The organism is Mycobacterium sp. NPDC049093, from assembly GCF_040704635.1.
Taxonomy (GTDB): Bacteria; Actinomycetota; Actinomycetes; order Mycobacteriales; family Mycobacteriaceae; genus Mycobacterium.
This window is the reverse complement of the sequence record NZ_JBEZJS010000004.1, coordinates 666,426-679,017: the sequence shown is the minus strand read 5'-3', so window position 1 is coordinate 679,017 and position 12,592 is coordinate 666,426. Positions and strand designations below refer to the sequence as shown.

Sequence of the window (12,592 nt, the reverse complement as noted above, 5' to 3'; positions counted from 1 at the left end):
GTCCTCTGAAACGATTCATCAGCCGCCCATCAACATGCGCCATTGGTCGAGGTTCGACGCGCGATACACGTAGTTGCTGCGTTTGACCTCATCGAGCGGAGCGCTCGGTTCTTCCGAGTACCAGTGCCCCGGGAACACGGTCGGGTCTCCGGCCAGCTGGGCCAGTGCCTGCAGGCTGCGGAACATGTCGTCGACATTGCCGCCGGGAAAGTCGGTGCGACCGCATCCGTCGAGGAACAACGTGTCCCCGGCGACCAGTCGGCCATCCACCAGGAAGCACTGGCTGCCCGGCGTATGGCCGGGAGTATGGAGTAGCTCGATCTCCACCGCGCCGACCGAAACCTTGTCGCCGTGGACGTGCGAGGTCAGCTCGCTCGGTGCGATCCCGGTGACCTTCGAGACCCAGTCGGCCTCATGGGAGTTGACGTGGACCGGCACGCTCTGGCGTTCCAGCAGTTCGGCGAGGCCCTTGAGGGTGAAGCCCGCCATCGTGCCGCCGACGTGATCCGGGTGGTGATGGGTGACGAGCACGCCGGAGAGGCGCATGTCGTCGGCCTCGAGCGCGTCGACGAGATCGTTGGCCGCGTACGCCGGGTCGACCACGACCGCGTCGCCCGTCTCGCGGTCCCCGATCAGGTAGGAGAAGTTGCGCATCTGCTGGGCGATCGGGTCGCCGGCCGCGTAGTCGCGGCCCGACAGCAACTGCCGGAAGTACAAGCGGTCTTGGGCGTTGGGCTCGGACATGCGCCAAGCCTATTGCGGCTCCGTCCGGCCATCCCTGCAGGTCCAAAAACCGCACGTCATGACGTGTTTGAACCCACACCGATAAAACTCGCATCAAAAATGCGGAATTACTAGCGTCATCGGTATGCACCTCACCCGGTTCACCGACCTAGGACTGCGCACGCTGATGCTGCTGTCCTCGGGGGAGACCGAGGACCGGCGCATCACCACCCGCACCATCGCCTCGGGCGCCAACGCGTCGGAGCATCACGTCGCCAAGGCCGTCTCGAAGCTGTCCGAGCTCGGGATGGTGCACGCGCGGCGCGGGCGGGTCGGGGGACTGGTGCTCACCGAGGCCGGGCGCAAGGCCTCGATCGGCTGGCTGGTGCGCGAACTCGAAGGCGACCGCGAGGTCATCGAATGCGGCGGGGACTCCCCATGCCCGCTCATCGCAGCCTGCCGGCTACGCCGGGTGCTGGCCGACGCAAAGGAGGCGTTCTATCGCGAACTCGACCGATACACCGTCACAGACCTGACGGCTGACAGCCGCCTACCGATTGTTCTGCAACTCACCACCCCTGAAAGGAATCCCCGATGACCGTCACCAGCCCCGAGCCGTCTGCGGTACGCGACGAACTGGAGCCGAAGCACGCCGAGATCGTTTCCGCGACACTGCCTCTCATCGGCGCGCACATCGACGAGATCACCTCGGAGTTCTACCGCCGGCTGTTTGCCAACCACCCCGAGCTGCTGCGCAACCTGTTCAACCGGGGCAACCAGGCCCAAGGTGCCCAGCAGCGCGCGCTGGCGGCGTCCATCGCCACGTTCGCCACCCACCTGGTGAACCCCGACCTGCCGCACCCGTCGGCGCTGCTGGCCCGGATCGGTCACAAGCACGCCTCGCTGGGCATCACCGCCGACCAGTACCCGATCGTGCACGACAACCTGTTCGCCGCGATCGTCGAGGTGCTGGGCGCCGACACCGTGACGCCCGAGGTGGCCGAGGCCTGGGACCGCGTCTACTGGATCATGGCCGACACCTTGATCGCCCTGGAGCGTGACCTCTACGCCGGTGCCGGCGTGGAACCCGGTGACGTCTTCCGGCGGTTGCGCGTCGTCTCCCGCGTCGACGACCCGTCCGGTGCGGTGCTGGTCACGGTCCGCGCCGCAGAACCCGTCAACTTCATTGCCGGACAGTACGTCTCGGTCGGCGTCACGCTGCCCGACGGCGCCCGCCAGCTACGCCAGTACAGCCTCGTCGGCGCGCCCGGGTCCACCGATCTGACGTTTGCGGTCAAGCCCGTCGACGCCGTCGCGGACCAGCCCGCCGGAGAGGTGTCGTCCTGGATCCGGGCCAACCTGTGCATCGGCGACCTGTTGGACGTCACGCTGCCCTTCGGCGACCTGTACACCGGCGGTAAGCCCGACGGCCCGCTGGTGCTGGTGTCGGCGGGCATCGGGATCACCCCGATGGTCGGCATCCTGGAGTTCCTGGCCGCCGAGGCGCCCGACACCCACGTGCGGGTCCTGCATGCCGACCGCAGCGACAGCGGCCAACCGATGCGCGAACGCCAGCACGAACTGATCGACGCGCTGCCCAACGCCGGCCTCGACCTCTGGTACGAGGACGGTGTCACCGGAGGGGCGGCCGGCGTGCACGCCGGACTGCTCAAGCTCGACGGGATCGACCTGCCCGCCGACGCCGCCTACTACCTGTGTGGCGGGGCCGGATTCGTCGAGGCGGTCCGCACCCAGCTGAGTGACCGGGGAATCGCCCACGAGCGGGTGCACTGCGAGCTGTTCGCACCCAACGATTGGTTGCTGGATTAACCGACCAGGCAAAACAGCTCCCCGGCGGCCGCGCTGACCTGCGGTTTGGTTTGGCTGCCGGGGAGGTTGTACCCTCTTTAAGGCCCCGCAGCCGCAACGCTGCGGGACAAGCCCCCTTAGCTCAGTCGGCAGAGCGTTTCCATGGTAAGGAAAAGGTCAACGGTTCGATTCCGTTAGGGGGCTCGGTGGACGCCAGGCGAGCGAAGCGACGCGGGAGTATCCGGACGTGGAGCCCCACCTGGGACCCTCCGGGGCGGTGTAGCTCAGCTGGTTAGAGCGCACGACTCATAATCGTGAGGTCGGGAGATCGAGCCTCCCCACCGCTACAGGAACATCAAAAGCAGAGCGTGATTTTGAGCAGGGAGAACTGACGTGGCGTCGAGTACCGACGTACGGCCGAAGATCACTTTGGCGTGCGAGGTGTGCAAGCACCGCAACTACATCACCAAGAAGAACCGCCGCAACGATCCCGACCGGCTCGAGATCAAGAAGTTCTGCCCCAATTGCGGCACCCACCAGCCGCACAAAGAGTCGCGGTAGCCATTCGCTGTGGCTCTTTCGACCAGCATCGTCGGGATGCATTACCGGCATCCTGAGCATTACGAAGTCGGGCGCGAGAAGATCCGCGAGCATGCGATCGCGGTCAAGAACGACGATGCGTTCTTCCACGACGAGGCTGCTGCGGCCGAGCTCGGCCACGACTCGCTGCCGGCGCCGCTGACGTTCATCTGCATCTTCGGTTACCAGGCGCAGTGGGCATTCTTCGAGTGGGCCGACATCGGCATCCAGGACGCTCAGATCGTCCAGGTCGATCAGGAGCTGAAGTTCCTGAAGCCGGTCAAGGCCGGTGACAAGCTGTACTGCGACGTGTACGTGCATTCCGTGCGCAAGGCGCACGGCACCGACATCATCGTGACCAAGAACATCATCACCGACGACAAAGGTGACGTGGTCCAGGAGGCCTACACGACCCTGGCCGGGCGTGCGGGCGACGGAGAAGAGGGTTTTAACTGATGGCGCTGCGCGAGTTCAGTTCAGTTCAGGTCGGTGACACACTTCCGGAGCGGGTGATCCCGCTGACCCGTGGAGACCTGGTCAACTACGCCGGCGTGTCCGGTGACCTCAACCCGATCCACTGGGACGACGAGATCGCCAAGCAGGTCGGCCTCGACACCGCGATCGCCCACGGCATGCTGACCATGGGCCTCGGTGGCGGCTACGTCACCGGATGGGTCGGCGACCCGGCTGCCGTGACCGAGTACAACGTCCGCTTCACCGCGGTGGTGCCCGTCCCCAACGACGGTGTGGGCGCCGAGATCGTCTTCAACGGACGGGTCAAGTCCGTCGACCCCGAGCAGAAGCTGGTCACCCTCGCCATCTCGGCGACCGCAGGCGGAAAGAAGATCTTCGGGCGGGCCACAGCGACCGCAAAACTGGCGTAAGGAGTTCTGGGCCATGGCACTCAAGGCTGACATCCGGGGAATGGTCTGGAAGTATCCGTATCCCTTCCTGATCGGCCGCGAGCAGATCCGCCAGTACGCCAAGGCCGTCAAGGCCATGGACCCGGCCAGCCACGATGAGGCTGCCGCCGCCGAACTCGGCCACGACACCCTCGTCGCGCCGCTGACCTTCGCCTCCACCCTGGCGCTGCTGGTGCAGGAACACTTCTTCCAGAACGTCGACATCGGCATGGAAACCAAGCAGATCGTCCAGGTGGACCAGAAATTCCTGTACCGCAAGCCGCTCAAGGCCGGCGATCAGCTGCACGCCGTCATGGAGGTCGCCTCGGTCGAGGAGCGCTTCGGCGCGGACATCGTCGTCACGCACAACGTGTGCACCGACGACAACGGTGAGGTGGTCCTCGAAGCCATCACCACGATGATGGGTCACGACGCCGACGATTCGATCCAGGTCAAGTGGGATCCGGAGACCGGCAAGGTCATGCGGAAGGCCGCTGGCGAGTAGCGAGCGATTAGTAGATGGCACGTACGCCGGGGTACACTCGGCACTCGGGGTTTTTCCCATTTCAGCGCGCTGTCCGTCGGCTTGACAATCGAACGGGCCGCGCGCGAATTGTGTAAGCCTCGGCGCAGTACGGTGACAAAAGCGCCAGAAAGTCACCAACAGAGGGGCGTAGCTCAACTGGCAGAGCAGCGGTCTCCAAAACCGCAGGTTGCAGGTTCAAGTCCTGTCGCCCCTGCTCAAACTGAATACTCGACAACGTGTGGACACTGGAAGGTGGACATACAAACCAGGATGAAAGGCATGCGGTGAGCGACGAGCGCGAAGGTGCCGGCTCCGCAGACGACACTGGAACCGACGCCAGCACCGACACCGGGGCAACGGACACCTCCCACGGTCAGACCGCGGTGGTGACCCGGCCGCTGCGCCCGACCGGCAAGCGGAGCCGTCGTGGTGCGGCTGGTGAGGCCGACGGTGACGAGGCCGCCGAGGGCGACGCGTCGAGCGATGATGCCAAGGCCGACTCCGACAAGTCGAAGAAGGCCAAGAAGAACGCGAAGGCCAAGAAGACCGGGCCGTCGCGCAACCCGATCATGTTCGTCGTCAACTACCTGAAGCAGGTCGTTGCCGAGCTCCGCAAGGTGATCTGGCCGAACCGCAAGCAGATGGTCAGCTACACCACAGTGGTGCTGGTGTTCCTGGTGTTCATGGTGGCGCTGATCTCCGGCGCCGACCTGGGCCTGGCGCGCCTCGTGTCGCTGGTGTTCGGCACCTGATCTGGAATTTGAGAGAGGACTGACAACGTGACCACGTTCGACGGCGACGAGACCGTTGCCGAGACCGTTGACGTCGACGGCGTCGAGTCGCAAACCGATGAATCGGCTGAGGGCCAAGAGGTTGTAGCGGCCGACTCGGCCGACGAGACCGAAGCGGTCGACGAGGCCGAAGAGGCTCCGGCCGACGAAGCCGCCGAAGAGGCGCCTGCGGTCGACGAAGACGAGGACCCGGCAGTCGCGCTCAAGAAGGAGCTGCGCCTCAAGCCCGGTGACTGGTACGTCATCCACTCCTACGCCGGTTACGAGAACAAGGTGAAAGCCAACCTCGAGACCCGCGTGCAGAACCTGGACGTCGGCGACTACATCTTCCAGGTCGAGGTGCCCACCGAAGAGGTCACCGAGATCAAGAACGGCCAGCGCAAGCAGGTCAACCGCAAGGTGCTGCCGGGCTACATCCTGGTCCGCATGGAGCTCAACGACGAGTCGTGGGGCGCGGTGCGCAACACCCCCGGCGTCACCGGCTTCGTCGGCGCCACGTCGCGCCCGTCGCCGCTGTCGCTGAACGACGTGGTGAAGTTCCTGCTGCCGCAGGGCGCGGCCAAGAAGCCCGCCAAGTCCAGCGCCGCGGCGACCGCCGGTGCCAGCACCGAGGCCACCCTGGAACGGCCCGAGATCCTGGTCGATTTCGAGGTCGGCGAGTCCGTGACCGTCATGGACGGCCCGTTCGCGACGCTGCCCGCCTCCATCAGCGAGGTCAACGCCGAGCAGCAGAAGCTCAAGGTGCTGGTCTCCATCTTCGGCCGCGAAACCCCGGTCGAACTGACCTTCAACCAGGTCTCCAAGATTTAGTCGCCACAGCGGCTAGAAACAACGGGCGTTTCACGCCCTTGGATGAGCAAGTAAAGGAACACCAGAAGCATGGCCCCGAAGAAGAAGGTCGCCGGGCTCATCAAGCTGCAGATCCAGGCCGGGCAGGCCAACCCCGCCCCGCCGGTCGGTCCTGCACTTGGCCAGCACGGCGTCAACATCATGGAGTTCTGCAAGGCGTACAACGCCGCGACCGAGTCGCAGCGCGGAAACGTCATCCCCGTGGAGATCACCGTCTACGAGGACCGCAGCTTCACGTTCGCACTGAAGACCCCGCCCGCCGCCAAGCTGCTGCTCAAGGCAGCCGGTGTGCAGAAGGGTTCGGGCGAGCCGCACAAGACCAAGGTCGCCAAGGTGACCTGGGATCAGGTGCGCGAGATCGCCGAGACCAAGAAGGCCGATCTCAACGCCAACGACATCGACGCTGCGTCGAAGATCATCGCCGGCACCGCCCGCTCGATGGGCATCACGGTCGAATAGTTCGGCACCAGGCAATTGTGGGAGGGCCCGCTTCGGCCCGCCAACCACAGACTCTGAATTGGAGATTCAATGAGCAAGAACAGCAAGGCATATCGCGAAGCCGCGGAGAAGGTCGACCGGGACAAGCTCTACACCCCGCTTGAGGCCGCGAAGCTGGCCAAGGAGACCTCCTCCAAGAAGCAGGACGCCACCGTCGAGGTCGCCATCCGCCTCGGCGTCGACCCCCGCAAGGCTGACCAGATGGTCCGCGGCACCGTCAACCTGCCGCACGGCACCGGTAAGACCGCCCGCGTCGCCGTGTTCGCCGTCGGTGAGAAGGCAGAGCAGGCGCTGGCCGCCGGCGCCGACGTCGTCGGCAGCGACGACCTGATCGAGAAGATCCAGGGCGGGTTCCTGGACTTCGACGCCGCGATCGCCACCCCGGATCAGATGGCCAAGGTCGGAAAGATCGCCCGCGTGCTGGGCCCGCGCGGTCTGATGCCGAACCCCAAGACCGGCACCGTCACCCCCGATGTCACCAAGGCTGTGGCCGACATCAAGGGCGGCAAGATCAACTTCCGCGTCGACAAGCAGGCCAACTTGCACTTCGTGATCGGCAAGGCGTCCTTCGACGACGCCAAGCTGGCCGAGAACTACGGCGCCGCCCTCGACGAGGTGCTGCGGGCCAAGCCGTCCTCCTCGAAGGGTCGTTACCTCAAGAAGGTGACCGTCTCCACCACCACGGGCCCGGGTATCCCGGTTGACCCGTCGGTGACCCGGAACTTCACCGAGGCGTAGCGCAGCGGAGCCGACCATCGGCACCGAGGCGTAGCTCGCGGAGCCGACCATGGGCTCTGAGGCGTAGTCCTTAAGCCCGAGTGGCCAGTTACGGCACAAGATTCTCTGAATCGCGTGTCATAACTGGCCATTCGGCGTTTCTGGGGTGCATTCGGCGAGGCGGCGACGCAGGAACGCCCGCGCCGGCTCGGACGCCGCGCCTTCGCCGTCAAGTGCGACGCGGTACCAGCGCTGGGCCTCACCGAGGCGGCCGGCGCGGCGCAGCAGATCCGCCCGGATCGGCGCCACGGCATTCGTCCGGGCCAGCCGTGGATCGTCGGCAACCTCGTCGAGGGCGGCCAGTCCGGCTTCGAACCCGTCGCGAAAGCCAACGGCCAGTGCACGATTGGCACGTACGACAGGCGAGTCCGTCATCGCCGCCAACTGGTCGTAGGCCAGGCAGATGGTGCCCCAGTCGGTGAGCTGCCACGTGGGCGCCGTGGCATGCAGCGCCGCGATCACCGCCTGCGGAAGATATGTACCGGCCGCGCCGTCGGCCAATCGCAGCTGCTCCAGGCCCCTTGCGATGCGGCCGCGATCCCAGTGGCTGCGGTCCTGCTCGTCCAGCGGTATCAGTGCGCCGTCTTCGCCCACCCGGGTGCGTCGGCGTGAATCATGCAGTAGCACAAGCGCGGCGAGCGCGTGGGCATCGCGATTGCCCGGCATCAACGAGCACAGTTCGCCCGCGAGCCGGACTCCCTCATCGCAGAGCTCGTCACGGATGGCCGAGGGGCCGCCGGTCGACCAGTAGCCCTCGGTGAACACCGAATAGATGCAGCCGAGGACGTGGGGCGTCCGCTCGCCCAGAAGCTCCGGCGGCGGCACCCGCAACGGGATGTTGGCCTGACGAATCTTGTTCTTGGCCCGGGTGATTCGTTGCCCCACGGCGGCCTCGGACTGCAACAGGGCCCGGGCGATCTCGGTGACGGTGAGACCGGAGATCAGCCGCAGGGTCAGGGCCAGCTGCGAGCTCCGGTCCAGCGCCGGGTGGGCGCAGGTGAACATCATCCGCAGCTCGTCGTCGCGCACCGGCTGCAGCTCGGCACCGCCGCCGTCGGCCGCGCTCACGTGCTCATACACCGCTGCGAGTTCCTTTCCGGCACGGGCGGATTCACGTCGCAGACGGTCCAGGGCCCGATTGCGCGCCACCGTCGTCAACCATGCACCGGGATTGGCGGGCACACCGTCGGCGGCCCATGTCTGCAAGGCCTGTGCGCAGGCCTCCTGGACGGCGTCCTCGGCAACGGTGAGGTCACCCGACCAACGCGCGATGGTGGCCACCACCGGGCCCCACTCGCGCCGAAAGACGCCGTCCAGCTGGGTCACCGAGAACTACAGGCCCGAGACGGCCGACAACTGGCGGACCTCGATGGCCGACGCCGGGATCATCGACGCCAGCTTGACCGCCTCATCACGATCGGACGCTCGCAGCACATAGAAGCCGTTGGCCACCTCGGCGCCCTCCGCGTAAGGACCGTCGGTGAGCGTCACCTCGCCGTCACGCACGCGCACGGTCGTCGCGGTGGACGGCGGATGCAGCGGCGCACCGGCAAGCGTCTTGTCGCCGATGGTGGTGGCGAGTTCGACATGCCGGCCGGCCTGCCGGTTCCACTCGTCGGTGCCCGGCGTGTTGACGTCCTCCGGACGCTCCAGCAGCAGTGCCAGCCAATCGTTGCCCAATGGCTGCTCGGGTGCCTGCCAGTGGACCATCGGCCACACCTCGACCGCACCGAACTGCGCGACCGGGATGTCTCGGGCCAGCGCCAGGGCCTCGTCGAGATTGTCGGCCTCCAACACGTAGTAGCCGCACGCCACCTCGGCGCCCTCGGCGTACGGGCCGTCGGTGACCGTCGGGTGGTCCGGCCCACCGGTGATGCGGGTGGCGGTCGCCGCCCGCTCCAGCGCGTCGCCCGCCCGGATCGCCGACCCGGCCTTGGCGTGGAAAGCCTGGAAGGCTGCCATGCCCTCGGCCCGCTCCTCGGGGGCGAGTTCGACGTCCTGGCTGATCAGTAAAGCGAAGTAATGCATCGTCATCTCCCGGCATCAGCGAGTGAGAACCCTCTGTTCCACTCTCTACCTATCCGACGAACGAGGCTGCTTGGATCCGACAGCCCACCGAAGATATTTCGGCGACTACTTCTGCAGGGTGAACTGATGCACGCTGATGTGGCCGGAGGCGAAGTATTTCTGGCAGCCGTTGAGGTACTTGTCGTAGCGGTCGTAAACCTCTTGGCCCTGGATCGCGATGGCCTCGTCCTTGTGGGCCTCGAGCGCGTCGGCCCAGATCTTGAGAGTCCGGACGTAGTGCGGGCCGATCTCGTGAATCCTGGCCACGGTGAAGCCGGCTTCCTTCGCCTTCTCCTCCTCCATCGACACCGAGGGCAACCGGCCGCCGGGGAAGATCTCGGTCATGATGAACCGCGCGAACCGGGCGTCTTCGAACGTCATGTGCAACCCGAGTTTCTGGCCCTGCCGAAGGTCGAATCCGGTGATGTTGTGCAGCAACATGATGCCGTCGTCGGGCAGCGCGTTATAGGCCGTCTCGAAAAATGCCGGATACCGCTCGAATCCGAAATGTTCGAAGGCGCCGATCGATACGATGCGATCGACTTTGTCGTTGAACTCTTCCCAGCCTTGAAGCCGAACCTCGACGTTGCGCTCGGTGGGAATCTTGGCGAGCTTCTCGATGGCGTATTCGCGTTGCTCACCACTCAACGTCAGGCCGATGACGTTGACGTCGTACTTCTCGATCGCGCGCGCCATGCCTCCGCCCCAGCCGCAGCCGACGTCGAGCAGCGTCATCCCTGGTTCCAGACCCAGTTTGCCCAGTGCCAGATCGAACTTGGCGATCTGGGCTTCGTCGCCGGTCATGTCCTCACGCTCGAAATAACCGCACGTATAGCCCATGGTCGGGCCTAGAAAGAGTTCGTAGAATTCGTTGGAAATGTCGTAGATCGACTGCAGTTCTTCATATTTCGGTGTCAATTTGGACATATTCGATATGCTCCAAGCTGTAGAGTTCTCCCCGCGAATCTCAGAGTACCGCAGGCGCGCCCCAACGCCCTGTTGTCGCCGCCGTCAGTGAATTGCCTTGGCAAATAAAATTTTCGGACTGCACCGTCATTTTTCCGGTGGTGCCTGCGGTAATGCATCGGTGGTGCTTCGTTGGCGAAGGAAATCAGCCGGCGACATGCAGGGTGAACTGGTTGACGTCGGTGTAGCCGACGCGGAAGAGGTTCGCGCAGCCCGTGAGGTAGCGCATGTAGCGGTCGTAGACCTCCTGCGACTGGGTCCGGACGGCCTCTTCGTGGTGGGTCTCAAGATTGGCTGCCCACAGGTCGAGGGTTCGCGCGTAGTGCTCCTGCAACGATTGCCGACGCGTCAGGGTGAACGATCCCCGCTGCGCATGCTCCTCGACCATCTCGACCGTGGGCAGTCGCCCGCCCGGGAAGATCTCGGTGAGAATGAACTTGATGAACTTGGCCAGCTCGAAGGTGAGCGGGATGCCACGATCGTGGGCGTCTCGGGGGTGCATCCCGGTGATGGTGTGCAGCAGCATCACCCCGTCGTCCGGCAGGACGTGATGGGTGAAGCGAAAGAAGTCCGCGTAGCGGTCCGGGCCGAAATGCTCGAACGCTCCGATCGACACGATCCGGTCCACCGGCTCGTCGAACTCCTCCCATCCGGCCAGTAGTACCCGTTTGGAACGCGGGGAGTCGGAGCCGTCGAACAGCTTCTGAACGTGAGCGGCCTGGTTGCGGCTCAAGGTCAGGCCCACGACGTTGACGTCGTAGCGTTCGATTGCGCGCATCATCGTTGCGCCCCAGCCACATCCGACGTCGAGCAGAGTCATACCCGGTTGTAGTCCGAGCTTGCCCAGCGCCAGGTCGATCTTGGCGCGCTGGGCTTCTTCGAGCGTCATGTCGTCGCGTTCGAAGTACGCGCAGCTGTACGTCCGGGTCGGATCCAGGAACAGGGCGAAGAAATCGTCGGACAGGTCGTAGTGAGCTTGTACGTCGTCGAAGTGGGGTTTGAGATGTGCCGGCTGGTGTGCCATGCGGCGCCTAACGAAAGAAGACGGACTGGCGAGAGCCGCACTAAGCCACGTCTTGACCTAGCCGCCCCCCCAGACTGCTGTAAAAACAGTAGAGCGGGCACGGCCAGCTACCGAGCTTTCCCGCACCGGCAAACGAATTAACGTTGCAGACGCAGGTATCAGGCGGAACTCGCGAAGTTCGTCTTGAGCTCGCCGACGATCTCGTCCCACACCGGTTCGGGCAGTTCGTGGCCCATTCCGTCGATCAGCACCAGGCGGGCGCCACTGATGGCGCGAGCCACCGCGCGGCCCCCGAACGGGCGCATCAGCCGATCGGAGCGACCATGGATCACCACAGTGGGCACACTGATCCGCTTGTCGTGGTGGCGCAGGCTGCCGCTGCCGAGAATGGCGTCGAAATGCCGGGCGATCCCGGCCGGGTAGTAGGCGCGGTCGTACAGTTCGGCGGCCTGGGCCCGAATCTCCGCCTCGGGAGTCGGGTAGCCGGGGCTGCCGTTGATCCGGCTGATCCGAACGGCGTTGTCGATGATGGCATCTCGCGATGAATCGGCAGGCGGGCCGGTGATCACCGACAGCAACTGCTTGATGCCCGGCGGCGGCAACAGCGGCTGGTTGTTGCTGGAGAAGATCACCGCCAGCGACTTGGTGCGCTGCGCGTAGCGGGAGGCGAACACCTGGGCGATCATCCCGCCCATCGAACCGCCGACGATGTGGGCGTTGTCGATGTTGAGGTGATCGAGCAGGGCGGCAGCGTCATCGGCCACATCTTCGAGCGTGTAGACCGACGGGCTCCGAAGCCCCAGAAACGACCGGGCCATCCGCAGCGGCAGCGGGGAATCGACCCGCTTGCCCGACAACTTGGTGGACAGACCCACGTCGCGGTTGTCATAGCGGATGACCCGCAACCCCTGATTCACCAGCTTTTCGCAGAAACCGGTGCGCCACAACAACATCTGCGCACCGAGGCCCATGATCAGCAACACGGCCGGATCGTTCGGATCGCCCATGTCCTCGTAGAACAGGTCGACATCGCCGGATTCCGCCGACGACTTCGCGAACCCGGATCGCACCTTCATGCCGG

General features: G+C 65.1%; 16 protein-coding genes and 3 tRNA genes. 13 read left to right on the top strand and 6 right to left on the bottom strand.

Annotation, left to right across the window (positions count from 1 at the left end):
• Positions 1-18: 18 nt before the first annotated feature.
• A complete protein-coding gene (locus AB0876_RS18970) occupies positions 19-744 on the bottom strand; it encodes an MBL fold metallo-hydrolase (RefSeq protein ID WP_491837789.1) in 726 nt (241 codons plus the stop codon).
• 124 nt (positions 745-868) lie between these two features.
• On the opposite strand from AB0876_RS18970, the gene AB0876_RS18965 reads away from it, so the two are divergent.
• The 13 genes from AB0876_RS18965 to rplA all read left to right on the top strand — a co-directional run bounded on the left by AB0876_RS18965 (position 869) and on the right by rplA (position 7,415).
• The gene (locus tag AB0876_RS18965) at positions 869-1,321 is read left to right on the top strand and encodes an RrF2 family transcriptional regulator (RefSeq protein WP_526042606.1); all 453 of its coding nucleotides are present in this window, start codon (positions 869-871) and stop codon (positions 1,319-1,321) included.
• The gene (locus tag AB0876_RS18960) at positions 1,318-2,553 is read left to right on the top strand and encodes a globin domain-containing protein (protein WP_526042605.1); all 1,236 of its coding nucleotides are present in this window, start codon (positions 1,318-1,320) and stop codon (positions 2,551-2,553) included. The genes AB0876_RS18965 and AB0876_RS18960 overlap by 4 nt, the downstream gene beginning before the upstream one ends.
• Before the next feature lie 110 nt (positions 2,554-2,663).
• A tRNA-Thr gene (locus AB0876_RS18955) sits at positions 2,664-2,736 on the top strand.
• A gap of 69 nt (positions 2,737-2,805) precedes the next feature.
• A tRNA-Met gene (locus AB0876_RS18950) sits at positions 2,806-2,879 on the top strand.
• 46 nt (positions 2,880-2,925) lie between these two features.
• Positions 2,926-3,093: a 50S ribosomal protein L33 gene (rpmG, locus tag AB0876_RS18945; RefSeq protein WP_003881823.1), complete on the top strand. Its 168-nt coding sequence runs from the start codon at positions 2,926-2,928 to the stop codon at positions 3,091-3,093.
• A gap of 9 nt (positions 3,094-3,102) precedes the next feature.
• Positions 3,103-3,567 carry a (3R)-hydroxyacyl-ACP dehydratase subunit HadA gene (gene hadA, locus AB0876_RS18940; RefSeq protein WP_491837792.1) on the top strand — a complete coding sequence of 155 codons (465 nt, stop codon included), beginning with the start codon at positions 3,103-3,105 and terminating at the stop codon, positions 3,565-3,567.
• On the top strand, positions 3,567-3,995 hold the full coding sequence (hadB, locus tag AB0876_RS18935) for a (3R)-hydroxyacyl-ACP dehydratase subunit HadB (RefSeq protein WP_055110091.1): 429 nt from the start codon (positions 3,567-3,569) through the stop codon (positions 3,993-3,995). Before hadA ends, hadB begins: the two co-directional genes overlap by 1 nt.
• A gap of 13 nt (positions 3,996-4,008) precedes the next feature.
• The gene (gene hadC / locus AB0876_RS18930; RefSeq protein WP_064886347.1) at positions 4,009-4,518 is read left to right on the top strand and encodes a (3R)-hydroxyacyl-ACP dehydratase subunit HadC; all 510 of its coding nucleotides are present in this window, start codon (positions 4,009-4,011) and stop codon (positions 4,516-4,518) included.
• A gap of 162 nt (positions 4,519-4,680) precedes the next feature.
• A tRNA-Trp gene (locus AB0876_RS18925) sits at positions 4,681-4,753 on the top strand.
• Between the two features lie 70 nt (positions 4,754-4,823).
• On the top strand, positions 4,824-5,291 hold the full coding sequence (gene secE / locus AB0876_RS18920; RefSeq protein WP_526042604.1) for a preprotein translocase subunit SecE: 468 nt from the start codon (positions 4,824-4,826) through the stop codon (positions 5,289-5,291).
• Positions 5,292-5,318: 27 nt separating this feature from the next.
• Positions 5,319-6,140 (top strand): transcription termination/antitermination protein NusG, encoded by an 822-nt coding sequence (gene nusG, locus AB0876_RS18915; RefSeq protein ID WP_491837794.1) that lies wholly within the window; start codon positions 5,319-5,321, stop codon positions 6,138-6,140.
• 69 nt (positions 6,141-6,209) lie between these two features.
• Complete coding sequence (rplK, locus tag AB0876_RS18910) at positions 6,210-6,638, top strand: 50S ribosomal protein L11 (protein WP_003881829.1); 429 nt, start codon at positions 6,210-6,212, stop codon at positions 6,636-6,638.
• 69 nt (positions 6,639-6,707) lie between these two features.
• The gene (gene rplA, locus AB0876_RS18905; RefSeq protein WP_491837795.1) at positions 6,708-7,415 is read left to right on the top strand and encodes a 50S ribosomal protein L1; all 708 of its coding nucleotides are present in this window, start codon (positions 6,708-6,710) and stop codon (positions 7,413-7,415) included.
• Between the two features lie 117 nt (positions 7,416-7,532).
• Here the strand turns inward: rplA and AB0876_RS18900 are convergent, their stop codons facing one another.
• The 5 genes from AB0876_RS18900 to AB0876_RS18880 form a co-directional block, all read right to left on the bottom strand.
• A complete protein-coding gene (locus AB0876_RS18900) occupies positions 7,533-8,780 on the bottom strand; it encodes an RNA polymerase sigma factor (RefSeq protein ID WP_526042603.1) in 1,248 nt (415 codons plus the stop codon).
• A 6-nt stretch (positions 8,781-8,786) separates the two neighbouring features.
• Entirely contained in the window at positions 8,787-9,482 is a 696-nt protein-coding gene (locus tag AB0876_RS18895; protein ID WP_491837797.1) for a YciI family protein, read from the bottom strand.
• 105 nt (positions 9,483-9,587) lie between these two features.
• Positions 9,588-10,448, bottom strand: coding sequence for a cyclopropane mycolic acid synthase family methyltransferase (locus AB0876_RS18890; RefSeq protein WP_491837798.1), 861 nt, complete (start codon positions 10,446-10,448; stop codon positions 9,588-9,590).
• Positions 10,449-10,632: 184 nt separating this feature from the next.
• Positions 10,633-11,511: a cyclopropane mycolic acid synthase family methyltransferase gene (locus AB0876_RS18885; RefSeq protein ID WP_491837799.1), complete on the bottom strand. Its 879-nt coding sequence runs from the start codon at positions 11,509-11,511 to the stop codon at positions 10,633-10,635.
• 158 nt (positions 11,512-11,669) lie between these two features.
• The gene (locus AB0876_RS18880; protein WP_526042602.1) at positions 11,670-12,587 is read right to left on the bottom strand and encodes an alpha/beta fold hydrolase; all 918 of its coding nucleotides are present in this window, start codon (positions 12,585-12,587) and stop codon (positions 11,670-11,672) included.
• Positions 12,588-12,592: the final 5 nt, after the last annotated feature.